General features: G+C 69.8%; 17 protein-coding genes. 8 read left to right on the forward strand and 9 right to left on the reverse strand.

Annotated elements, in window-relative coordinates; genetic code table 11:
* Positions 1–119: 119 nt before the first annotated feature.
* Complete coding sequence (locus tag J2X20_RS13115; RefSeq protein WP_310265398.1) at positions 120–1139, forward strand: STAS-like domain-containing protein; 1020 nt, start codon at positions 120–122, stop codon at positions 1137–1139.
* Positions 1136–1903: a PA3715 family protein gene (locus J2X20_RS13120; protein WP_310265401.1), complete on the forward strand. Its 768-nt coding sequence runs from the start codon at positions 1136–1138 to the stop codon at positions 1901–1903. The genes J2X20_RS13115 and J2X20_RS13120 overlap by 4 nt, the downstream gene beginning before the upstream one ends.
* A 7-nt stretch (positions 1904–1910) precedes the next feature.
* Here J2X20_RS13120 and J2X20_RS13125 read toward each other — a convergent pair whose 3' ends face one another.
* Together J2X20_RS13125 and J2X20_RS13130 are read right to left on the reverse strand one after the other, a co-directional pair.
* Positions 1911–2810, reverse strand: a complete 900-nt coding sequence (locus tag J2X20_RS13125) for a pirin family protein (RefSeq protein WP_310265404.1) — start codon at positions 2808–2810, stop codon at positions 1911–1913.
* On the reverse strand, positions 2807–3361 hold the full coding sequence (locus J2X20_RS13130; RefSeq protein WP_310265407.1) for an NADPH-dependent FMN reductase: 555 nt from the start codon (positions 3359–3361) through the stop codon (positions 2807–2809). Before J2X20_RS13130 ends, J2X20_RS13125 begins: the two co-directional genes overlap by 4 nt.
* A 51-nt stretch (positions 3362–3412) precedes the next feature.
* Here J2X20_RS13130 and J2X20_RS13135 point away from each other — a divergent pair, with 51 nt between their 5' ends.
* Together J2X20_RS13135 and J2X20_RS13140 are read left to right on the forward strand one after the other, a co-directional pair.
* Positions 3413–3622: a heavy-metal-associated domain-containing protein gene (locus J2X20_RS13135; RefSeq protein ID WP_310265410.1), complete on the forward strand. Its 210-nt coding sequence runs from the start codon at positions 3413–3415 to the stop codon at positions 3620–3622.
* 80 nt (positions 3623–3702) lie between these two features.
* Positions 3703–4629, forward strand: a complete 927-nt coding sequence (locus J2X20_RS13140; protein ID WP_310265413.1) for a hypothetical protein — start codon at positions 3703–3705, stop codon at positions 4627–4629.
* Positions 4630–4691: 62 nt separating this feature from the next.
* On the opposite strand, the gene J2X20_RS13145 is transcribed toward J2X20_RS13140, so the two are convergent.
* From J2X20_RS13145 to J2X20_RS13170, 6 genes are all read right to left on the reverse strand, one after another.
* A complete protein-coding gene (locus J2X20_RS13145; protein ID WP_310265415.1) occupies positions 4692–6911 on the reverse strand; it encodes a xanthine dehydrogenase family protein molybdopterin-binding subunit in 2220 nt (739 codons plus the stop codon).
* A gap of 10 nt (positions 6912–6921) precedes the next feature.
* Positions 6922–7377 carry a (2Fe-2S)-binding protein gene (locus J2X20_RS13150; RefSeq protein ID WP_310265418.1) on the reverse strand — a complete coding sequence of 152 codons (456 nt, stop codon included), beginning with the start codon at positions 7375–7377 and terminating at the stop codon, positions 6922–6924.
* A gap of 83 nt (positions 7378–7460) precedes the next feature.
* Complete coding sequence (locus J2X20_RS13155; protein WP_310265420.1) at positions 7461–11162, reverse strand: ATP-binding protein; 3702 nt, start codon at positions 11160–11162, stop codon at positions 7461–7463.
* A gap of 102 nt (positions 11163–11264) precedes the next feature.
* Positions 11265–14021: a TonB-dependent receptor plug domain-containing protein gene (locus J2X20_RS13160; RefSeq protein ID WP_310265423.1), complete on the reverse strand. Its 2757-nt coding sequence runs from the start codon at positions 14019–14021 to the stop codon at positions 11265–11267.
* A gap of 200 nt (positions 14022–14221) precedes the next feature.
* Positions 14222–16603 (reverse strand): hybrid sensor histidine kinase/response regulator, encoded by a 2382-nt coding sequence (locus tag J2X20_RS13165; RefSeq protein ID WP_310265426.1) that lies wholly within the window; start codon positions 16601–16603, stop codon positions 14222–14224.
* A gap of 10 nt (positions 16604–16613) precedes the next feature.
* The gene (locus tag J2X20_RS13170; RefSeq protein ID WP_310265429.1) at positions 16614–18242 is read right to left on the reverse strand and encodes a FecR domain-containing protein; all 1629 of its coding nucleotides are present in this window, start codon (positions 18240–18242) and stop codon (positions 16614–16616) included.
* A gap of 75 nt (positions 18243–18317) precedes the next feature.
* Here J2X20_RS13170 and J2X20_RS13175 point away from each other — a divergent pair, with 75 nt between their 5' ends.
* The gene (locus tag J2X20_RS13175) at positions 18318–18599 is read left to right on the forward strand and encodes a hypothetical protein (protein WP_310265432.1); all 282 of its coding nucleotides are present in this window, start codon (positions 18318–18320) and stop codon (positions 18597–18599) included.
* A gap of 229 nt (positions 18600–18828) precedes the next feature.
* Here J2X20_RS13175 and J2X20_RS13180 read toward each other — a convergent pair whose 3' ends face one another.
* On the reverse strand, positions 18829–19524 hold the full coding sequence (locus J2X20_RS13180) for a TetR/AcrR family transcriptional regulator (RefSeq protein ID WP_310265435.1): 696 nt from the start codon (positions 19522–19524) through the stop codon (positions 18829–18831).
* 161 nt (positions 19525–19685) lie between these two features.
* Between J2X20_RS13180 and J2X20_RS13185 the strand changes: the two genes are divergently transcribed.
* Genes J2X20_RS13185 through J2X20_RS13195 form a run of 3 tightly spaced genes read left to right on the forward strand, consistent with a single transcriptional unit; the run spans position 19686 to position 22788 of the window.
* The gene (locus J2X20_RS13185; RefSeq protein ID WP_310265436.1) at positions 19686–21293 is read left to right on the forward strand and encodes a carboxyl transferase domain-containing protein; all 1608 of its coding nucleotides are present in this window, start codon (positions 19686–19688) and stop codon (positions 21291–21293) included.
* On the forward strand, positions 21290–21808 hold the full coding sequence (locus J2X20_RS13190) for a GNAT family N-acetyltransferase (RefSeq protein WP_310265438.1): 519 nt from the start codon (positions 21290–21292) through the stop codon (positions 21806–21808). The genes J2X20_RS13185 and J2X20_RS13190 overlap by 4 nt, the downstream gene beginning before the upstream one ends.
* Positions 21809–21810: 2 nt before the next feature.
* On the forward strand, positions 21811–22788 hold the full coding sequence (locus tag J2X20_RS13195; RefSeq protein WP_310265439.1) for a dienelactone hydrolase family protein: 978 nt from the start codon (positions 21811–21813) through the stop codon (positions 22786–22788).
* Positions 22789–22793 lie beyond the last annotated feature (5 nt).

Below are 22793 nucleotides of genomic sequence, written 5' to 3' on the forward strand. Positions count from 1 at the left end.
ATCTGGGCCGACTGCGGCATGCACCCTAGGCTGTAACCGCGCCGTAACTGGTTGGGGATTCTATGGAGTCGGTAGCGACCCCACCCCCCGCAGTTGAAGTAGTCAGCACAATGCGCGGCATGACAAGACTGGTGTTCGACCACCTGACGAACTGGATCACGGCTGCCGCGAGCGAGCATTCGCTGGATCTGGCGGCCCATATCGAGGAGCGCACCGGGGCCAGCCATCGGGCCGTGCTGTCGGCGTTGAAGCGCCTGGTCGACGCCGGCTGGCTGACCCGCACCGGCTCCGGCCGCCGCCCCGTCTTCGCCCCCGGCGCCCTGCGCCAGGTGGCCCGCAGCTACACCCTCTACGGCCTGCAGGAAGACCTGCCCTGGCAGCGCGACTTCGCCCCCCATTTCGCCCTGCCCCGGCATGTCGAGCGCATGGTGCAGCACGGCTTCACCGAGCTGGTGAACAACGCGGCCGACCATTCCGGCGGCAGCAGCGTCACCGTGTCGCTGCGCCAGACGCCCACCCATGTGCAGCTCCTCGTCAGCGACGACGGCATCGGCGTCTTCGACAAGATCTGCAGTGCCTTCGCCCTCGAAGACCCCCAGCACGCCATGCTGGAGCTCAGCAAGGGCCGGCTGACCAGCTCCCCCGACGCCCACACCGGCCGCGGCCTGTTCTTCAGCTCGCAACTGGCCGACGTCTTCGACATCCACGCCAACAACACCGCCTACCAGCGCCGCGCCTGGGAAAGCGCCGGCTGGAAGAAGGGCCGCGCCCTGCCCCGCCAGGGCAGCAGCATCTATATGGCCATCGCGTTGAACACGACGCGCACCCTGGACGGCATCATGGAGGCCTGGAGCCTGGCCGGCGACGGCATCGAGTTCGACCAGACCCGGGTGCAATTGCGCTTGCTGGCCGGCGAAGGCCAGGCCCTCGATTCCCGCGCCCAGGCCCGCCGCGTCGGCTCGCGGCTCAGCAGCTTCAAGCGCGCGGAGATCGACTTCGACGGCGTGACCGACGTCGGCCATGGCTTCACGGACGAGCTGTTCCGCGTCTTCGCCAAGGCCAATCCGCAGATCGAACTGGTGGCCATCAATGCGACGCCGCGCATCGAGGCGCTGGTGAAGAGCGCCCGGGCTGGATGAAGCGGGCCGCCATCCTGCTGATGGCGGCCTGTGCCGGCCTGGCCCAGGCGGGCCCCGGTGAGGCCTGCCCCGAAGACATCGAAGCAGCGCTGCGCGCGGTGGGCGGCAAGAGCAGGATCCGCGGCGACGTCGCAGCCAGCGATTGCCGACCCTGGCCCGCCGGCCCCGGACGTGTCACGGCAGCGGTGATGGCTTTTGAGAGGCCGGGCAGCGGCAGCAACAGCGACCAGGCCTGGGAGGTCGTCGTCGCCCTGGTGGACCCGGCCCGCGGCAAGGCGCTGAGCAGCCACCGCGCGACGCTGCAGGAAGACGCCACCACCTGGCTGACCGGCCAGAGCCTGAGCCTGGACCTCGCGCCGTACTGGCTCAAAGCGGGGGTTCGCGCGCTCGGGCTGCGCTTCAGCAGCGACCGCTCCAGCAGTGCGGCCAACAACCACTCGGGCGGCGCGCTGCGCCTTTATGTGCCGGAGGGCCGGCGCCTGCGGCCCGTGTTCTGCCAGGCCATGAGCTGGCAGGACGCCGGGCTGGGGGTGATCGGCCAGGATCCCTGGGACGAAGCGACCACTACATTGAGCCTGCTCGATCCGCAGACCTCGGGCTGGCGCCGGCTTCGCCTCACCGACCAGATCAGCCATCAGACGCGGGACGGCGAGGCGAGCTCGCCGAAACCGTCGCACCGCGAATGCCGCTTCGAAGCCACCGCCTACCGCTGCGAACCACCCGGCAGCGCGGCCATCACGGACTGCGACCCCGCCAACCTGTGAGGCTGCTTCAGGGCTTCCTCAGCGCCGGCACCGGCGGCACCGCGATGCGCGGGCCGTTGTAGCCCTGGACGACGCCAAAGCGCCCGCCATCCTCGCGTGCCCAGTCCATCGCCCAGTCCTGCATCTCGGCCGGTTCGCGGCCGACGAAGTTCCACCACAGCAGCGGCGGCTGGCCCCAAGGTTCGCCGCCCAGCAGCAGCAGGCGCGACGCGGCCGAGCAGCGCAGTTCGACGGACTCGCAGCCGGGGCCGATATAGAGCAGGGTGCCGGGCGCTATCGTCTCGACCGCCTCATGGCCGGCCGGCGCGGCCTCGATCTCGCCCTCCAGCAGCATCAGGCCATGCTCGAAGCCGGCATCCAGCTTCAGCACCGCATCGGCCGGACCGTCGGCGACGAGGTCCACGCCCAGCAGCGGCGTGAAGCTGGGCACCGGCGAGCGCAGGCCATCGAGCTCGCCGACCAGCAGAGTCCCATCAAAGCCGCCGATCGAGCAGCGCGGCAGTTCGGCGAAATGCTGGAAGGTCGGCGCGCGCTCGCGCTCAGCATCCGGCAGCGCGATCCACAGCTGGGCCAGATGGATGCGATCGCTCAGCGACTCCTCGCTGTGCGAGATGCCCCGCCCCGCCGTCATCAGATTGACCTGGCCCGGACGCAGCACCTGCTCCGAGCCCAGGCTGTCGCGGTGCAGGATCTCGCCTTCGATCATCCAGCTGAAGGTCGACAGCCCGGTGTGAGGATGCGGGCCGACATTCATGCGCCGCTCGGGCGGCAGCGTGGCAGGGCCGGCGTGGTCGGCGAAGCACCAGGCGCCGATGATGCGGCGGGCCTTGCTGGGCAGGGCGCGCTGGATGGGAATGCCGCCCACATCGCCGATATGGCTGGTGATGCGCTCGATGTGCAGGCTCATGACTGCCTCTTGCGCACGAAATCGACAAAGCCGTGCACGAAGCGCTGCAGCTGCTCGCGGACTTTGTCGTCGACGAGCTTGCCGTCGGCGTCGAAGACCGATCCCGCCCGGGAGACCAGCAACTCGCCGGCCATCCAGAGGTCGCTGCCGAAGGCGTGCAGCACGGGCAACAACGCGCCCTGCGACCGCACCGTGCCGAAGCCCCCAGGCGACGCGCCGATCACGCCGGTCGGCTTGCCGCCGAACAGCTTGCTGCCTTCACCACTGGGGCGCGACAGCCAGTCCAGGCCGTTCTTCAACACGCCGGGAATGGAGTGGTTGTATTCGGGCGTGCTGATCAGCAGCGCATCGGCGGCGCGGATCTCCTCGCGCAATGTCGTCACCGCCGCCGGGATGCCCTCGGCCTCGACGTCGCCGTCATACAGGGGAATGCCGTGCAGGGTGCGCAGCTCGATCGTGACGCCCTCGGGCGCCATCGCGATGGCCGCGCGCAGCAGGGCGGTGTTGTAGGAGGCGCGGCGCAGCGCGCCGCTGAGGGCAATGATGTGCATGGCGGTACCGCGAGCCTGAGGCTAGGAATGGATACAGGGCATGATGCCAGCATGCACAGCTTCACCCTGCCCGACATGAACTGCGGCCATTGCGTCGCCGCCATCACCGAGGCCCTCAAGGCCGTCGACGCCCAGGCCCGCATCGACATCGACCGCGAGGCCAGGACCGCCCAGGTCGTCAGCGCCCTGCCCCGCGAGGCTCTCGTGGCGGCGCTGATTGCGGCAGGTTACACACCCGCGCCCGCCAACACCCCTATTTGAGGGGGTTGGAGACCGAAGCCGGGGACACACAAGGTTAGCGCTGCCCCTAGCATCCTGCGAATTGCGCCAAGGAGCCTGTCGTGTCCAATTTCAAGAAACTCTGCCTGACCGCCGCATTGACGGCCCTGACCGCCCCGGCCTGGGCAGGCCTGACCTACACGGCCTCCAGTTCCTACAACGTCGGCAGCTCGCTGCCGCCGGGCGGCACCTCCGCCCCCGTCAGCAGCTGCGGCAATGTGTTCGGCCAGGATGCCGGCGACGTGACCGGCTCGGGTGACAACAACATCGCCGTGCGCGCCTACTCCTGCGACGACAGCGCCTCCAACTTCGGCGCCCGCACTTCGGGCGAGGCCACCTATTACGCCAGGAGCACCGCGTCCATCTTCGGCAGCTTCGGCGGCAGCGACGCCACCGATTTCTCCTTCTTCATCAACCCCGGCGAGATCGGCGCCTTCGGCAGCTCGGCCTTCATCGCCGGCGAGTTCCAGAAGGCCCTGCTGACCATCAAGCTGACCATCGACGGCACCGTCTACATGGACGAGCTCTGGAGCGCCGAGGTCGGTACGGGCGGCGCCATCACCGCCAACCATGCCAGCACCGGCCTGCTCGCCGTGACCGGCACCAGCACCTCCGGCAGCGGCTACTTCAGCTATGGCATCAACGGCGGCGGCTTCACCGTCTCGCTGAGTTCGCTGCCGCCGGGACAGGAACACTCCATCTCCTATGTGATGGAGTCCACCTCCTCTGGCAACCTGACGTCGGCCGCAACCTGCACCGGCGTGCTCTACAACGGCGTCAACACCGAAGGCGAGGCCGGCAATGCATCGCCCGGCAGCCCGTTTGCCGCCTATTGCGGCGCCGGCGGCCGCCTGGGCGACCCCATGCCCAATGCCGACCCCATCGCCCGCGCCCTGCCCAACCAGGTGCCGGAACCCATGAGCGCCGGCCTGGCCCTGACGGCCCTGCTGGCCGCAGCCGGCGTGCGCCGCCGCAGCAGCAAGCGCTGAGCGACGCGCTTCACCAAGACAAAGCGGGCCCGAGGGCCCGCTTTTTTCATGCCTGAGCGATCTCAGGCGAAGCGGAATGGCAGCTCGCGCTGGCGCTGGCCGGTCAGCCGCGCCACCGCATTGGCCAGGGCCGGCGCCAGGGCCGGCAGGCCGGGTTCGCCCATGCCCTTGGGCGGGTCGTTGCTGGGCACGATGCTGACCGTCATCAGCTTGGGCGCATCGGGCATGCGCGGCATGGCCATGTCGTAGAAGTTGTTCTGCTCGACGACGCCGTCCTTGAAGGTGACGCGATGCGTCGGCATCGTCGTCGCCAGGGCCATGATGGCCGCGCCCTGCACTTGCGTCTCGACGGCCTTGGGGTTGACGCAGAGATTGCAGTGCACGCCGGCATGGACTTCCTGCAGCACCGGCTGGCGGGCCTTGGCGCTACCCTTCATGCTGGCGACGACGACATAGGCGACGACGGACTCGAAGCTCTCGTGCACGGCCACGCCCCAGGCCTGGCCGGGTTTGAGCTTGCGCTTGCCATAACCGCTCTTGTCGACGGCGGCCTGCAGGGCCGCGCGATGTCGGTCAGCCTTGGCATTGCCTTCCATCAACTTGAGCCGGTAGGCCACCGGGTCCTGCTTGGTGGCAAACGCGATCTCGTCGACCAGGGTCTCCATCACATAAGCCGTGTGCGTGGAACCCACCGAGCGCCACCACAGCACCGGCACATTGACCTCGGGGTGGTGCACGCTGAGGTTCATCGGGATCTCGTAGGGCTCGCGCATGCCTTCGGTCGTCGTGCCGTCCACGCCCTTCTGGTAGCCGAAGCCCTCCAGCGGCGAGCCCTTCAGGATGCTCTGGCTGACGATGCGATGCTGCCAGCCCGCGATCTTGCCGGTCGCATCAAACCCGATCTCCGCGCGGTGCACGGTCATGGGCCGGTAGTAGCCGGACTTCAGATCGTCCTCGCGGCTCCAGATCACCTTGACCGGCATGGGCTTGCCCGCCTGGGCCAGGGCCACCGCCACGGCTGCCGCCTCGCGCGGCCATTCGGTCGCGGGCGTGGCGCGCCGGCCGAAGCCGCCGCCGGCCATCTGCACATGGATCTGCACCTGCTCGGGCTTGAGTCCCACGGTCTTGGCCAGGTTCATCGCGTCGATGCCGGGCATCTGGGCCGCGTAATAGAAGTCGCAGCGGTCCGCCTTCAGGTCCACCGTGCAGGCCAGCGGCTCCATCTGGGCATGGTTGAGGTAGGGGAAGACGAAGTCGGCCGTGATCTTCTTCGGCGCCTTGGCCCAGGCGCTGGCGTCGGCCTGGAACTCGGGCTTGGGCGCCGGCGTGCCGGCCGTCTTGGCCAGGGCCAGGTATTGCTGGGTCAGGGCCGCGGTGTCGGGCTTGGGCGTGCCGGCCAGGTCCCAGTCGACCTTCAGCGCGTCACGGCCCTTCTTGGCCGCCCAGTAGCCACTGGCCACCACGGCCACGCCCTGGCCGCCGCGGTCCAGCGTCACCGGCAGCACCGCCTTGACGCCCTTGACCTTGAGGGCCCCGGCCGAATCGAGCTTGGCGATCTTGCCGTTGAAGACCGGCGGGCGCTGGATGACGGCCACGGCCATGCCGGGCAGCTGCACGTCCATGCCATAGGCCTGGGTGCCGGTGCTCTTGGCCTTGCTGACGACCAGGCCGGTCGGCTGGCCGATGAGCTTGAAGGTCTTGGGGTCCTTCAGCGTGACGGCCTCGGGTACCGTGCCCTTCATGGCGGCGTCGAAGAACTCGCCATAGCCGGCGCTCTTGCCGCCCCCCGAGATGACGCCGTTCTCGGCCTTCAGCGACGCGGCCGGCACGCCCCAGCTCTCGCTTGCTGCGGCGAGCAGCATGGCCTTGGTGCGGGCGCCCAGCTCGCGGTACTGCTGGTAGCTGTTCTTGACCGAGTTGGAGCCGCCGGTCAGGTGGATACCGAACAGCGGGTCCACATAGGCGGCCTTCTGGTCGCCGAAGCCGGTGCGCACCTTGCTCCAGTCAGCGTCCAGTTCCTCGGCGCAGATCATGGCCAGGCCGGTCTCGATGCCCTGGCCCATGTCCATGCGGTTGCACAGGATGGTGGTGGTGCCGTCCTTGGCGATGGTGACGAAGGCCAGCGGCTGCTCGGTCGGCTTGGAGCCGGGCTTGGGCGCCTGGGCCGAGGCGACGCCCGGCAACAAGGCCAGGCCGACGGCACCACCGATGGTGGTGGTGACGAAGCTGCGGCGGGACAGCCCACCGGTGAGGACCTGGTCGATGCGACGAGGATTGAGCATGCCGTTCTCCTCAAGCCAATTGAGCCGCGGCCGCATGGATGGCGGCGCGGATGCGGGTGTAGGTGCCGCAGCGGCAGAGATTGCCGGCCATGGCCTCGTCGATCTGGGCGTCGGTGGGCTTCTTGTTGCCCTTGAGCAGGGCCACGGCGCTCATCACCTGGCCGCTCTGGCAGTAGCCGCACTGGGCCACGTCATGCGCCACCCAGGCGGCCTGCACGGCCTGGCCGATCTTGTCGCTGGCGATGCCTTCGATGGTGGTGACCGGGCCCGTCACCGAGGAGATCGGCGTCAGACAGGCGCGCACCGGCGTGCCGGCCACATGCATGGTGCAGGCGCCGCATTGAGCCGCGCCGCAACCGAACTTGCTGCCCGTGAGCTGCAGCTCCTCTCGCACCGCCCACAGCAGGGGCATGTCGGGATCGGCGTCGAGCGCGACGGCACGACCGTTGACGGTCAGGTTGATCATGGGATTCCTCCGGGGGGTGAGATGAGCCGCCGGCGACTCTAGCCAGAAGGAGTCGCCCAGTACATCACTCAGGCATTGCGGCCTTAGGGGCGCAGGGCCTTGGCCAGGGCGTCCAGCCCGACGGGCTTGACGAGATGGCCGTCGAAGCCGGCCTCGGCCGAACGCTGGATGTCCTCGGGTTGGCCATAGCCGGTCAGCGCCACCAGGCGCAGCGGCGCCCCTGCCGGCGCGGCGCGCAGCCGGCGGGCCACCTCATAGCCGTCCATGCCCGGCAGGCCGATGTCCAGCAGCACGACGTCAGGCCGCCAGGCCGCCGCCAAGGTCAGGGCGTCCTGGGGACCGAAGCCGGTGCGCACCTCGTGGCCGTCGGCGCGCAGCATCATGGCCAGGGATTCGGCGGCGTCCTCGTTGTCGTCAATCAGCAGCACGCGCCGCGGCGTCTCGGGCAAATCGGCGGGCAGCGGCGCGGCAACGGGTGGCTGCAGCAGCAGCGGCAGGCGCATCTCGAAGGTCGCACCCTGGCCGACGCCGGCGCTGCGGGCGGCGACGCGGCCGCCATGCATCTCGACAAGGCGGCGCACCACCGACAGCCCGATGCCCAGGCCGCCCTCGGCACGGTCCAGCGTGCGCGCGCTCTGCACGAAGAGGTCGAAGACGGCGGGCAGCATGTCCGCCGCGATGCCGACGCCGCTGTCCTGCACGCGCATCACCGCTTCGTCGCCCTCGCGCGCGAGCTCCAGGCGGATCTCGCCGCCCGGGTCGGTGTACTTGGCCGCGTTGGACAGCAGATTGACCAGGCATTGCTGCAACCGCGCCGCGTCGCCGCGTACGGTGAGCGGCAGGTCGGACACGACCTGCAACCGGTGGCGGCGCTCCAGCATCGCCGGCCCGACGGCCTCGACCGCCGCGGCGATGACGCCGCGCAGCCCGACGGGCTCACGCTCGATCTCGATGCGGCCATGGGTGACGCGCGACACGTCCAGCAGGTCGTCCACCATGCGCGTCATCTGCTGCACCTGGCGGTCGATGATCTCCACCGCGCGGCGCTGTGGCGCGCCGGGCTGGGTCGTGCGCAGCATCAGCTCGGCCGCGTTGCGGATGGGTGCCAGCGGGTTGCGCAGCTCGTGGGCCAGCATGGCCAGGAACTCGTCCTTGCGACGATCCGATTCGCGCAGAGTCTCCTCCATGCGCTTGCGCTCCGTCATGTCGAAGGAGATGCCGCTCAGCCGCACGGCCTCGCCGGCTTCGTTGCACATCGCCTGGGCCCGTGTCTCCAGCCAGCGCACCTCGCCATTGTCGGGGCGCACGATGCGCTGCTCCAGCGTGAAGCCGCCGCCATCGCGCGCCGCGGCTTCGATGCTGGCGCGGATCTCGTCGACGTCGTCGGGATGGACGAGGGCGAAGCCCTCATCGAGATTGCGCAGCGAGGCGCCCAGCACGTCGACGGCGTTCTCCGACACGGTGAGGCGGCGCGCGGGCAATTCGATCTCCCACGTGAACATGCGCGCATGGGCCAGGAAGAGGCGCAATTGCTGCTCGCCGGAGCGGCGCGCCAGGTCCAGCTCGATGAGGGCCGACACGCGTGCCAGCAGCTCGCGCGCCGTGAAAGGCTTGATGAGGTAGTCATCGGCACCCGCGCCCAGGCCCTCGATGCGCGCCTCCTCGCCGGCACGGGCCGACAACAGGATGACGGGCAGGGTGTGCAGCGCATCGTCGGCGCGCAGGGCCGCCAACACGCCAAAGCCGTCCAGCCTGGGCATCATGACGTCGGACAGCAGCAGGGCCGGGCGCTCGCGGCGCACGGCAGCCAGCGCCTCTTCGCCGTCGGCCGCCTCCTCGACACGGAAATACGGTGCCAGCAGGCTGCGCAGGTATTGCCGCATGTCGGCGTTGTCATCGGCGATGACGATGCGGGAGCCCAGCGTCGCGCGATAGCGATCGCCGATATCGGTCATGGCGGCCGTGCTGGGCATGGCCTCGGGCACCACTTCCTCGGGCAGCCAACGCAGGGCTTCCTGCACATAGGACATAGCCTGGCCGCCCCCCAGGATCTCGGCCGGCTCATGCCTGACATGCTCGGGCGGCAGATGGGCGTGGCCCAGGGGCAGGCGCAGCGTGAAGCGCGTGCCGCGGCCGAGCTGGCTGCTCACCTCGATGCGGCCCTGGTGCAGGCGCATCAGTTCATGCACCAGGGCCAGGCCGATGCCGCTGCCCTCATGGGTGCGGGCCTGCACGTTCTCGACACGATGGAAGCGCTCGAACAGCCGCGGCAGTTCTTGCGGCGCGACGCCGATGCCGCTGTCCTCGACCTCGACGATCGCCCAACCCTCCTCTGATCCCACGCGCACGCTGACCTCGCCCTGCAGCGTGTATTTCAACGCGTTGGACAGCAGGTTCAGCAGGATGCGTTCCCAATGATCGCGGTCCACATAGACCGGCGCCGGCAGCGCCGGGCAGGCGACGCGAAAGGCCAGGCCGGCCGCCTCCATGGCCGAGCGGAAGCTGCTGGCCAGCTCGCCGGTCAGGGCCGCCAGGTCGGTGGGCCGGAACACCGAGGTCGCCCGGCCGGCCTCGATGCGCGAGAACTCCAGCAGCGCATTCACCAGCTTGGACAGGCGCAGCGCGTTGCGTTCCACCATCTGCAGCCGGCCGCGCGCCGAAGGCGGCAGCTGCAGATGTGCGAGGGCGTCGCGCAGCGGCCCCATCATCAGCGTCAGCGGCGTGCGGAACTCGTGGCTGATGTTGGAGAAGAACTGGGTCTTGGCCCGGTCCAGCCGCGCCAGTTCTTCGGCCCTTTGCTGCTGGGATTCATAGGCCTCGGCATTGCCGATGGCGGCCGACAGCTGTTGTGCGACGAGGCGCAGGAAGTCGGTGTAGCGCCCCTCGGGCAGCCGATAGGGATTGAGGCCGACGACGAGCACGCCCTCACGACCGGTATCGCCCGAGGGCCGTATCGGCAGCACCATGGCCTGACGCGCCGCTTCCTTCCAGTCGCCGCAGGGCCAGGCGATGTCGCCCCGCGGCAGCTCGACGATGCGGGGCTGCTGCAGGGCCAGCACTTCGCCGGCCGGCCACGACAGGCCCGGCGCGGCCCCGACCCAGTCCCCGTCACCGCCCGCCCAGCCGGCCAGTTCGAAGGCCGCCTCGCCGTGGCCGCGCAGCAGCACGAGGGCGAAGGGCATGTCCAGCCGGTTGGTCTCCAGCGCCCGCGTGCAGCGATAGACCGCATCGACGACGGTGCGGGCATCGGCCGACCGCGCGGCCAGCTCATGCAGCAGGGCCAGCTGGCGCTCGCCGATGACGCGTTGCGTCTCGTCCGAGTTGGCGCAGATGATGCCCGCCGGCTGGCCGTCGTCGCCCGGGATGGGGCTGTAGGAATAGGTGTAGTAGGTCTCTTCGGGATAGCCGTTGCGCTCCATGATGAGCTGCTGGCTTTCCTGGAAATTGCCGTCGCCGCTCATGGCACTGCTCAACAGCGGACCGATCTCCGGCCAGATCTCGCGCCAGACCGTCGAGGCGGGCTGGCCCAGCGCCCAGGGGTGCTTGCCGCCGATGATGGACTTGTAGGGGTCGTTGTAGAGCTTGATGAGCTGCGGCCCCCAACCGATCCAGATCGGCTGGCGCGAGGTCAGCATGATGCGCACGGCGGTCTTCAGGCTGCGCGGCCAGCCGGTTGGCTCACCCAGCGGCGTGGCCGCCCAGTCGTGGGCCCGCATCAGCGCACCGAGCTCGCCACCGCCGGCCAGGAAGGCGGTATCGAAATCGCGGGGCGCAGGCTGACTCATGCGGCGTGACGATAGCGGCAACTCCCCGGCCGGGACTACTTCAAAAAGAAAAAAGGGGCTCCGCAGAGCCCCTTGCCGGCGCGCCCTCGGGCGCGGGTCATTTCACTTGAACTGATAGCTCGCCGTCATGTACCAGAAGCGGCCGCGCGGGTCGACGAAGGAGCCGGCATAACCGGTCACATGCGAGCCATAGCTGGACACCGCGGTGAAGGGCGGATCCTGGTCCAGCAGGTTGCGCGCGCCGACACGCAGGGCCAGGGTCGGGATGGGCTTCCAGCCGACGGCCATGTTCCAGCGGCTGCTGTCCTTGACCTTGTGCTCGACGGACGGGCCGACGTTGGCTTCCACCAGGCCGGCGGATTCCGTCCAGCCCTTGATGAAGACGTTCTCCAGCGTGACGTTCCAGTTGCCCAGGTTCCAGTCCAGCCCGAAGGTGTGCTGCCACTTGGGCACCGGCTGCACGCCGGCGCCGTCGCCGGCCGTACCCTCATAGGACACGAAGGGCGTGCCCTTGCCGTTCTGCTGCTTCCAGGCATTGATGTAGCTGCCGGTGAAGCTGGCGCCCAGCCGGCCCATCTCGCCCAGCGGCCAGCTGGCCTTCACGTCCACGTCGATGCCGTTGGTCTTCAGGTCGCCAAGGTTCTCGACCGGGGTCTCGATATAGCTGATGAAGCCACTGGTCAGGCGATGGATGCGGGCGTTGTAGCGCTGGTAGAGGGTCGGGTCGGACATGATGGCGTCGCCGCCGATGGTGCCGATCTGGTCCTTCTTCTGGATATGCCAGTAGTCCAGCGCGATGGACAGGTCACGCACCGGCTCGAACACCGCGCCCACCGAATACTGGCGCGACTTCTCGGGCTTGAGCGACGTATCGCTGGACAGGCGCACATTGAACTGCGTCTCGCAGCGCGGGTCATTGGCGTGGCCGGCCGGGCAGTTGGGGTCGACCAGGGAGTTGGCGGTGTTGGTGAAGGCCGTCGGGCTGTTCACGTCCCACAGCGTCGGCGCGCGAAAGCCCGTGCCGGCGCTGGCCCGCAGCAGCACTTGCTTGCTGGGCTGGAAGCGCAGCGTCACACCCGGGTTGAAGGTGCTGCCGAAGTCGCTGTAATGGTCGTAGCGCGCCTTGACGGTCGCCTCCCAGCCCTTGGCGAAGGGCATGGAAAGCTCGCTGAACAGGGCATAGATGGTGCGCGAGGCCACCGTCTTGGGCACGGTGCCTTCGCCGCCGATGTGCAGGCCCAGCTCGTAGTCCGGATTGACGGCGTGGTCGTCGGCCTTTTCCTTGCGCAGGTCGGTGCCGACGGCCAGCATCATGGGGCCGCCCGCCATGCTCATCAGCTCCTTGCTGGCCTTGGCGTCGAGCGCATAGGTCGTGCTCTTGGAGCGGCGCATCGGCCCTTCCATGCGGGCGCGGTTCAGGGCGGCCAGGCCGGCCTCGTCCTGCGGGCCGAAGGGGTTGATGACGCCCGAGGCCAGCTCGGTGAGGAAACGGCCTTCGTGCAGATAGTTGTAGTAGTCCAGCGAGCCCTTGGCCTGCGACACCGCGAGGCCGGCGTCGTAGTCCCAGCCCTGCAACATGCCGGTGGCGCCCACCACGACACGGGTCTGCTCGTTGAGGGTGTTGTTGGTGCGTGGGCCGACCGGCACCGAGCGCATCGCGATCTCGGTGAAGCCGCCGCCCAGGGTGTCGAAATCGGCCGGCGTATAGCCCAGGCTCAGCAGCAGATCGCGGGGGAAGTACTTGCTCGAGATCGGGAAGGCGAAGGACGGGTAGGTGCCGTCGGCCTTCACATGACCCGCCGTCGAGTCGATGGGCACGGCGGCGGTGCGGCCGATGCCCTTGCTGCGCGCATAGCTGGCCTCAAGGAAGACCTGCGAGTCGCCGCCCGTGTCCAGCGTGAAGCGGCCGAAGGCGTCGGCCTTGTCCGTGTCGGGCAGGTTTTCCTGCATGGCCGGGTAGATGAAGCGGCAGCGCTTGATCGGCGTGCCGTTGGGCGTCGTCGCGGCCAGCGTCTGGATGGTGTTGAAGTTGGGGTCGCAGGGGCTGAAATTGGCGCCCGCATTGGCATAGGCGCCCGGCGTGATGTTGAAGTCGACAAGGCGGCCCGGGAAGGAGCGGCCGGAGGTCGGGGGATCGGAGCCCGGGATCTCCTCGATGCCGCGCAGATACCACTTCTGGTCGAGGGCGCTGACCTTGGTTTGCTTCTTGACGTTGCCGGTCAGCAGCAGGTTGTAGCCGTCGGTCTTGAGGCCGCCCATGCCGAAGGCGATGGAGGCGCTCTTCTCCTTGCCGCCGATGTGCTTCTCGGGCTCGCCGTACTTCAGCGTGATGGCGCCCTTGTCGTAGTCCTTGCGGGTGATGAAGTTGATGACGCCGCCGACGGCGTCGGTGCCATAAACGGCCGAGGCGCCGTCACGCAGCACTTCGATGCGGTCGATGGCTGCGAAGGGGATGCTGTTCAGATCGACCGACGAGTTGCCGCCGATGGAGCCGAAGGCGAAGTTCGCCAGGCGGCGGCCGTTCAGCAGCACCAGCGTCGAGTTGGGACCCAGGCCGCGCAGGTTGGCAAAGCTCTGGGCATAGCCAGCGCCCTGCGTCGTGTCCGACTGCATGGCCGTGTTGGCGCCGATGCGGCGCAGGATGTCCTCGACATTGGTGGCGCCGGTCTTCTCGATCTGGTCACGCGTCATGACGGTGACGGGCAGGGCCGTCTCCGACTCCACGCGCTTGATGGACGAGCCGGTGATGGTGATGCGCTCGAGTTGCTGCTGGGAAGCCGGCGCGTTCTGCGCGGCGGCCGTGCCGGCAATGCCAGCAGCCAGCAGAGCCAGCGCCAGGCGGGTGTGGCGGTGTTGCATGGAAGCTCACTCCTGTCGTTTGGGGCCTTGTGAAGAGGTCGCCCCCGACCTCCGCCGCGGCGCGGCGTGTTGCCCTCATGCAAAGAAGTGTGAGTGGCCCTTCACGCCGCTTCCCCTGCAGGAAGTCAGGCTGTGGCGCAATCGCAGCACCCTGAACTAGGGGCTGACTTTCAACACAGGCGCGCAGCCTCGCCAGCAGCTCAGACTCGCGCGTACTTGGCCAGGGCCTGCAGCAGTTCAGCCAGGCTGATGGGCTTGGTCAGATGGGCGTCGCAGCCCGCGGCCAGCGACTGCTGCACATCGGTGTCGAAGGCGTTTGCGGTCAGCGCGACGATGGGTGTACGCGGGCGCGCCTCGGCGGCCTCGATGGCCCGCCACTGGCGCGTCGCCGACAGGCCATCGGTGCCGGGCATCAACACGTCCATCAGCACGAGGTCGAAGCCGCCCTCGCCCGTACCCTCGCGCAAGGCGGCCAGCGCCTGCTCGCCATCGCGCACCCGCGTGATGCGGTGCCCCAGAGGCTGCAGCATGCCCTCGATGACGAGGACGTTGACGTCGTTGTCCTCGGCCAGCAGCAACTCCAGCGGGCGCGTCGGTGCCATGCGCTCGGTGCGCGGCTCAGCCAGGTCGGCATGCGGCGGGCTCGCGTCGGGCAGGTCCAGGCTGGCCTCGAATCGGCTGCCCTGGCCGGGGCGGCTGTGCACGCTGACGTCGCCGCCCATCAGCCGTGCCAGGCTGCGCGTGATGGCCAGGCCCAGGCCCGTGCCGCCGAACTCCTGCGCGATGCTGGCATCGGCCTGCACAAAGGGCTGGAAGATGCGCTCCAGCCGGTCCGGCGCGATGCCGATGCCGGTGTCCTGCACGCAGATCAGCACTAGGCCCCGGTCATCGCGCGACAGCTCCACCGTCACGCCGCCGGTCCGGGTGAACTTGATGGCATTGCCGACCAGGTTGGTGACGATCTGGGCCACACGCTGCTGGTCGCCCAGCACCCAGCCCGTCGCCTCGGTGCGCGCGAACACGCGCAGCCACAGGCCCTGGCTCTGGGCGCGCTCGCGCAGCAGCTCGAGCTGCAGTTCGACGAGGTCGACGAGGTTGAAGGGATGCGCGGCCAGCTCCAGGCGGCCGCTCTCGATGCGTGCGTTGTCCAGCAGGTCGTTGATGAGGGCGAAGACCTGGCGGCCGGCGTGGCCCAGCACCTCCACATAGTGGGCCTGCTCGGGCTTCAGCGGCGAGCGGGCCAGGATGTCGGAGAAGCCCAGCACCGCGTTCATCGGCGTGCGCATCTCGTGGCTGACCTGGGCCAGCAGTTCGGTCTTGGCGCGGCTGCGCGCCTCGGCCAGTTCACGCTCACGCGTCAGCTCGCGCTCGCGCTGGCGCGCATGGCGTTCGTGCTCGACGGCCGTCAGCAGCAGGGCCAGGGCCAGCAGATAGAGGCCCGGCGCCGGCGTCGGCATCAGGCCGGCGCCCACGGCGGCCCAGCATGCCAGCAGCAGGGCCGCCATGCCCAGCCCGGCGGCCAGCGCCTGGCGACGCAGCAACAGCGGCAGCGCGCCCAGCACCAGCAGCAGGGCATTCACGGCCATGACGGCGGCACCGCGCTCGCGCAGCAGCGGCAGCGGCTCGCTGCCCAGGGCCTCGAAGACGGCGGCGTTCAGCGCGGTGCCGGTGAGCCGGCCCTGGGGGGTCATGACCTCGTCGGCAAAGAAGGCGCTGCTGCCGACGAAGACGCTGCGGCCGGCGAGCAGCTGGGCGAGCTCGCCGTCCTCGGCCTCGCCCAGGGCGGCCCGCATCAGGCGCTGCCAGGAGATGCGCGGCGGCTTGCCGCCCTCCAGAGGCAGGCGCAGCCGCAGCTGTCCCTCCTCGTCCACCGGCCAGCGCCGCGCGCCGGCCACGAGTTCGCCCGCCTCGCGCCGCCAGGCCAGGGCGCCGTCGGCGCGCAGCCGCGCCGCGAAGGCCAGGCTGGGCAGGCTGCGGCCCTGCACGCGATGCAGCAGCGGCAGACGGCGCAGCAGGCCGTCGTCTTCGAGGGCGACCGAGATCAGCCCCAAGCTGGACGGCTCGGTCAGCGCATCCAGCAGCGTGTCGGCCGGCGCCGTCAGCGCATCCCAGTCCAGGCCCGGCGCGTGCGCCACACCCAGGCGGGCCAGGGCGCGCTGCTCCGCGGCGCTGGCCGGCGCCAGCTCGACGCCGGCGCGCTGACGCGTCGCCAGGCCCGCCGCGGCCAGCACCGTGGGCGGGCCCGAGCCCAGCGTCGCGGCGAGCCGGGCGTCGCCCTCGCGCGGCCCGGCGAAGACGATGTCGATGACGACGAGGCGGGCGCCGGCCTGGCCGAGGTAGTCCAGCATCAGCGCATAGATCTCGCGCGAATACGGCCACTCGCCCAGGGGCTGGCGCAGGGCGCGCAGCGAGGCGTCGTCGATGTCGACGATGACGCTGGTGGGCACAGGCGCCGGCGGCGCCGCGGCGCGCAGCAGCAGGTCGCCCAGCGCCCGGTCGATGCGCGGCTGGGCGCCGGTCAGACCCAGCAGGGCCCAGAGCAGCAGGGCTGCGGGCAGGGCGAGCCAGGGCCAGCGTTTCAAACCGGGCTTTTCAAAGGAGAGGCACGAGCAGCAGCGGCAGCAACCAGAGCCAGCGCGGATAGGGCTGTTCGATCATCTGCGTCTGCCCCCAGGGGCCGGCCGCGCCGGCGGCATTGAAGGCCCTGGCGCGCAGGAAGTATTTGCCGGGCGAGGGCTTGGGCAGGTCGACCTCGGCCTTGTCGGTGCTGAAGCGCTGCACGTCGGCGCCCTCGAAGGCCTCGGTCCTGGACCAATCCAACTCATAGCGCGCGACACCGGGGTCGGCGCGCCAGCGCAGCTTGAGCTGGTCGCCGCTGACCTCGGGCTCGGCGGGCGGCGGCGCGGGCGGCGGCGGCTTGATCTCGAAGCTCTGCGCATCGCTGAAGGGGCCGGAGCGCCCACCCGCCTCCACCGACGCGACGCGCCAGTGGTAGACCCCATCGGGCAGCCTGGCTTCGTAGCTGGCGGCATCGATGGGCGCCGCCGGCTGCAGGGCCAGGTCCTTGAACTCGGCGTCGCGCGCAATCTGCAGGCGCACATTCGGCGCGGCGGTATTGCGCGTCCAGGCCAGGGCCATGCCGCCGTCGTAGCTGACGGCACCGGGTACGGGTGCCTGGATGAAGGGCGGCTCGGGCCGGGCCTGCAGGCGCACGGCGGCGTCGGCGGCCGCGCCCTCCTGGCCGCGCGCATCGATACCGCGCACGCGCAGGGTGTAGTCGCCGTCGGCCAGCTCGCGCGCCTCGGGCCATTTGGTGGCCGGCTCGCCGACGACGGCGTCCAGCAGCAGCTGGTCGAAGTCACCGCGCGGGTAGAGCTGGGCCCGCCAGCTGACGGCGCCGGTCGGGCCACCCACCCAGGCCAGATGCAGGGGCAGGCGCTCCGCCACCGGCACCAGGCCACTGAGGTCGGGCGCCGGCAGCAGCGGCGCAACAGAGCGCGCCGCGCCGTCGGCCAGCAGGCCCTGGCCCGTCGCGACATCGGGGCTGAGGCCGTCGGCATGCACGGCGCCCGACAGCACCTGCATGCGGCTCTGCGCGCCGGCGGTCTGCACACGGAACTCGGTGCCGCGCACGCCCAGATTGACATGTGGCGTGCGCACCTCGTACAGCGGCACGCGCTGGGCGTTGGGTGTGACGCGGCTGTCCGCCCCGCCTTGCTGCACGCCGATGCGCACCGCGGGGAGGGCGCCGCGGCCCAGCACCAGCAGCTGCTCCAGCGTGATGTCGCTGTCGGCCGGGATCAGCAGGCGCGAGCCATCGGCAAAGCGCAGGCTGGCACTGGACTGGGCGCCGGTCCTGATGCGGTCGCCGCTTTGCAGCGTCGCGCCGGCGGCCAGGGCCTCGCTGGCGCTGCCACGCTGGCGCGTGACCTGGCCGCGCGCGAACACGGCCTCGGCGACGCTGGCTTCCCGCCTCAGCCAGGCCACGGGCATGCGCAGCGTGGAGCCGGGCATCAGCCGCAGCGGATCGGGCACGCGGTTGAGCTTCTGCAGGTCGCGCCACGTCCGGGGCGCGGCCAGCCAGTTGTCGGTCAGCGTGATCAGCGTGTCACCCGGCTGGATGCGGTAGCGCCAGTCGGCATCGGCGGCCTCCGTCTGTGCCTGCGCCGCAGCGCCAACCAGCAGCAGGCCCAGGGCGAGCCAGACTCTCAGTGCTCTCATCGCCACTCCCCTCCCTTGCAGGATGCCGAATACTAGCCATGCCGGAGAATCAGGAACACAGGAGGAGTGCGCGCAATGCTGACGATTTCGGGCTTCATCGCCTGGCTGCGCCGCCATCGCATCGCCTGCTTCGGCCTCATGGTGCTGAGCTTCATCGGCTTCGGCCTGCTGACCCTGGACCTGGTGCGCCTGGTCAGCGCCAATGCGGCCCTGCTGTCGGACTACGGCTGGCAGGCCCTGCAGGACGGCGGGCTGCGCCAGCTGCTGGAGTTGCTCGTCTCGGCGCTGGCAGCCATGGCGGCCTGGCTGCTGTTCAAGGTCTGCGAGACGGTGCTCGTGCAGTCCTGGACCAAGTGATTTGAAGCCCCTCGACCGGCGCCGCCACGCTGAACGCGGGCGGGACCGATCGGTCCCCCGAGGGGACGGCGATGCTCGCGGCATTGAGCCCGCGAGCACATCGCCAGCGCGGGCCGGCTAGGGAACTGGAGTCGGACACAAGCAGTCCCTGCGGACTGCTTGTGCCTACGGAAGGCCACGGGCCTCTGGCCCATGGCAGGCCCGGCGCTCGGCCCGAAGGCGGGCGGTTTTACGCAGCCGATAGCGCATCCTGCAGCTGGCTCCGCAGCCAGCGCAGCCGTTGCAGCTCCTGGTCGGGCGCCTGCAGGGCCGGCCACAGCAGGGCGACCAGGTCGCGCGCGCTGGCCTCGACGTCGATCTGACGGCCCGTGATGACCACCTCCCACAGCATGTGCTCCATGGGCCCGAAGACGAGGGAGCGCAGCAGGCGCAGCGGGATGTCGCGCCTGACCTCGCCGGCCTCCTGGCCGCGTGCCAGCAGATCCATCAGCGGCGCCGTGTAGCGGCGCTGCAGCTCGACAAAGCCCTCGCCCAGGTCCTGGCCCTTGGTCCGGCCTTCCGACAGCACCAGGGCACACAGCCCCGTACCCTGGATGAGGAAGAGGCGCAGATGCGTCAGCACGACGAACTCGAGCTGCTCGCGCACCGAAGCCTGGCGCGGCAGACCGGCCTCGATGGCCGCGATGATCTCGTCATACCAGTCCTGGATGACGCGCATGCAGAGCTCGCGCTTGCCGCGGAAATAGGTGAAGACGGTGGCCTCGGAGATGGCCAGGCGCTGGGCGATCTCGGTCGTCGTCGCCCGCTCATAGCCGCGCTCGGCGAACACCTCGCGGCCGACGCGCAGGATGTCGCGCACGCGCTGCTCGGCCTTGGGGCCGGCGGGCGAGCGACGCTGGGGCGAAGCGGTGGCGGTCGAGGTCATCAGGGTCGCATTCTGCGCAATTCTTGAGTAACACTCAAGTCGGCATTGCGTCCGTGTTCACCCTGGATTATTCTGGCGAACCTTTCGCGGCTCACGAGGCCGTTCACACCAAGTTGAGCCTTGCTTAATCCTTGATTCGGCAGCGCTTGCCGGGAGACAACATGCCGGTTTTGAACACCCAGCTCAACCCTCGCTCGGCCGACTTCAAGGCCAATGCCGACGCGATGCGCGGGCTGATCAGCGACCTCGACGCCAAGCTCGAGAAGATCGCCCAGGGCGGCGGCGAAGCCGCGCGCGCCAAGCACACCGCCCGCGGCAAGCTGCTGCCGCGCGACCGCGTCGAGATGCTGCTGGACCCCGGCACGCCCTTCCTGGAGCTGGCCCCGCTGGCCGGCCTGAACATGTATGACAACGCGGCTCCGGGCGGCGGCGTCGTCGCCGGCATCGGCCGCGTCTCGGGCGTGGACTGCATGATCGTGTGCAATGACGCCACGGTGAAGGGCGGCACCTACTACCCCATCACCGTCAAGAAGCACCTGCGCGCCCAGGAGATCGCCCAGCAGAACCGCCTGCCCTGCATCTATCTGGTGGACAGTGGCGGCGCCAACCTGCCCAACCAGGACGAGGTCTTCCCCGACCGCGATCATTTCGGCCGCATCTTCTTCAACCAGGCCAATCTCAGCGCCGAGGGCATTCCGCAGATCGCCGTCGTCATGGGCTCGTGCACGGCGGGTGGCGCCTATGTGCCGGCCATGAGCGACGAGACCATCATCGTCAAGAACCAGGGCACCATCTTCCTGGGCGGCCCGCCGCTGGTGAAGGCCGCGACCGGCGAGGTCGTCACGGCCGAGGACCTGGGTGGCGGCGACGTGCACACGCGCCTGTCCGGCGTGGCCGACCACCTCGCCAACAACGACACGCATGCCCTGGCCATCGCGCGCCAGTCCGTCGCGCGGCTGAACTGGAGCAAGGCCAACCCGCTGGCAATGCAGGAGCCCAAGGCGCCGTTGTTCGACGCCAGCGAGCTGCACGGCGTCATCCCGACCGACACTCGCAAGCCCTTCGACATCCGCGAGATCATTGCCCGCATCGTCGACGGCTCGGAGTTCGACGAATTCAAGGCCCGCTACGGCGCGACCCTGGTCTGCGGCTTCGCCCACATCGAGGGCATGCCGGTGGGCATCGTCGCCAACAACGGCATCCTGTTCGCCGAGAGCGCCAACAAGGGGGCGCACTTCATCGAGCTGTGCTGCCAGCGCAAGATTCCGCTGGTCTTCCTGCAGAACATCACCGGCTTCATGGTGGGCCGCAAATACGAGAACGACGGCATCGCCCGCGCCGGTGCCAAGATGGTGACGGCCGTGGCCTGCGCCCAGGTGCCCAAGTTCACCGTCATCATTGGCGGCTCCTTCGGCGCCGGCAACTACGGCATGTGCGGTCGCGCCTACTCGCCGCGCTTCCTGTGGATGTGGCCCAACGCGCGCATCTCGGTGATGGGCGGCGAGCAGGCCGCCAGCGTGCTGTCCACCATCCGGCGCGACGGCATCGAGGCCAAGGGCGGCGCCTGGAGCGCCGACGAGGAAGAAGCCTTCAAGGCCCCCATCCGTCAGCAGTACGAAGACCAAGGCCATCCCTATTACGCGTCGGCGCGCCTCTGGGACGACGGCGTCATCGACCCGGCCGACACGCGCCGCGTGCTGGCGCTGGGGCTTTCGGCTTCGCTGAATGCGCCCATTCCTGAAACCAAGTTTGGTGTGTTCCGGATGTGATTGATATTCGCCTGCTCCAACCCAGCGACTCGCTGGAAGCGCTGACCGCGCTGCTGCATACGGCTTACGCGTCGCTCGCCGACCAGGGCTGGAACTTCACGGCCGTCGACCAGAGCGTGGACGTGACGCGCGAGCGCCTGGCCGGCGCCCAGGGCTTTGTCGCCGAGTGGGGCGGACGCCTCGTCGGCACCGTCGCCGTGCGCGGCCCCAAGCCGGCCGGCGAGGCCTATATCGCCGACCCACCGCCGCCGCTGTACACGACGCCGGGCACGGCCATCCTGTCGCAGCTGGCCGTGCATCCGGACTGCCGCGGCCTGGGCCTGGGCGAGCAGTTGATGGACGTCGCCGAGGCCTGGGCGCGTGAACAGGGCTTCCGTCAGCTGGCGCTGGACACGGCCGAACCCGCCACCGCGCTGCGCAACCGCTACGCCCGGCGCGGTTATGCCGAGGTCGGCGGCGTGCAATGGCAGGGCAAGACCTATGCGTCGGTGCTGATGTGCAAACCCCTCGGATGACCTTGAGCCCCTCGCCCGGCCTGGCCTCGCTGGACGCGGGCCAGTCCAGTCGGTCCCCCGAGGGGACGAGGCTGCCCACGGCGTCGAACCGTGAGCAGCCCCTGGCGGCCCGGCTTGGGGCGGCCCTGCGCTCGGCCCGAACACTCACCCTGCTGCTGACGGGCTGGCTGGCCCTGGCCGGCCTCACCCAGGCCATGGAGGTCGTCACCCTGCCCGCCACGCTGCGCCGCCCCGCGCTGACCCTGCACTGGGCGCCGCTGGACGACCAGCCCCACCCCGCCGTCGTGGCCCTGCACGGCTGCGGCGGCCTCTACAAGCGCGACGGCCACAGCCTGGACGCGCGCTACCCCAGCTACGTCGAGCGCCTGCATGCCCTGGGCTACCACGTGCTGCTGCCCGACAGCTTCGGCTCGCGCGGCCTGACCTCGGTCTGCACCCAGCGCTACGGCACGCGCAGCGTCGACATCGCCGACCGCCGCGCCGACGTGCTGGAGGCGCTGGCCTGGTTGCGTGCGCAAACGCGCGTGGACGCCGGGCATGTCGCGCTGATGGGCTGGAGCAATGGCGCGACGACGGCGCTGAGCACCATGGATGCCCGCCAGGCACCGCCGGCCCCGCCGCTGGCGGCCGTCGTGCTGTTCTACCCCGGCTGCGGCCGCCAGCAGGGCGCCGAGCCCGCCGCCGGCGCGGTGCTGGTCCAACTGGGCGGCGCCGACGACTGGACGCCGCCCGAACCCTGCGCGCGGCTCGCCAAGCGTTGGCAGGCCGCCGGCCGCGATGTCGTGCTCGATGTCTACGCCGGCGCCTATCACGGCTTCGATTCCGACAACCCGGTGCGCTTTCGCAGCGACGTGCCCAACGGCCGCAACGCTGCCGGCGTGCACCTTGGCGGCAACCCCGAGGCCTACAGCGCATCGCAGGCTCGCCTGGCCGACTTCCTGGCGCGCCACCTCGGCCCGGCCGGACAATCCCATCCCTGATCCCG

The sequence above is a fragment of the Roseateles saccharophilus genome, from assembly GCF_031458095.1.
Classification (GTDB): Bacteria; Pseudomonadota; Gammaproteobacteria; order Burkholderiales; family Burkholderiaceae_C; genus Pelomonas; species Pelomonas saccharophila_A.